Origin of the sequence: Flavobacterium sharifuzzamanii (genome assembly GCF_003254585.1) — a bacterium.
Classification (GTDB): domain Bacteria; phylum Bacteroidota; class Bacteroidia; order Flavobacteriales; family Flavobacteriaceae; genus Flavobacterium; species Flavobacterium sharifuzzamanii.
In genome coordinates this window covers 1-664 of the sequence record NZ_QJGZ01000018.1, presented here as the reverse complement: position 1 = coordinate 664, position 664 = coordinate 1, and the positions used below count along the sequence as shown (strand labels likewise).

Sequence of the window (664 nt, the reverse complement as noted above, 5' to 3'; positions counted from 1 at the left end):
TGCATCGCTGCATTCTAAAGTTGCATTTAAAGAACCGGCAGCAGTTGTCCAAGTTGGAGCAGTAGTGTCTTGTATTGTGATCACTTGAGTGAAAGTGTCAGAAGTGTTTCCGCAGTCATCTTTTACAGTCCAAGTGTTGGTGTAAGTTCCTGCGTTTCCACATCCTTGAGAAGCCACGAACTGACCACTTACTTTAATGATGTTAGAAACATCGGCATCGCACAAGTCAGATGCTGATGGAGACATTCCTTGAGCTATAATAAGTCCAGCTGCATCGCTGCATTCTACGGTTGTATTTAGCGAACCAGCAGCAGTTGTCCAAGTTGGAGCAGTAGTATCCTGAATAGTGATTACCTGAGTAAAAACGGAAGAAGTGTTATTGCAGTCGTCTTTAACAGTCCAAGTATTGGTGTATGTTCCTGCATTTCCGCATCCTTGAGAAGCCACGAACTGTCCGCTTACTTTCGTGATGTTTGAAACATCGGTATCGCAAAGGTCAGAGGCTATTGGAAACTGAGCTTGTGCCGAAGCAAGGCCAGCTGCATCGCTGCATTCTAAAGTTGCATTTAAAGAACCGGCAGCAGTTGTCCAAGTTGGCGCAGTAGTATCCTGAATTGTGATCACTTGAGTGAAAGTGTCAGAAGTATTTCCGCAGTCATCTTTA

General features: G+C 44.4%; 1 protein-coding gene. It reads right to left on the bottom strand.

What is annotated here, in order from left to right; genetic code table 11:
* A partial coding sequence (locus DMA14_RS00080) for an HYR-like domain-containing protein (protein WP_317047233.1) occupies positions 1-664 on the bottom strand: 664 nt, incomplete at both ends.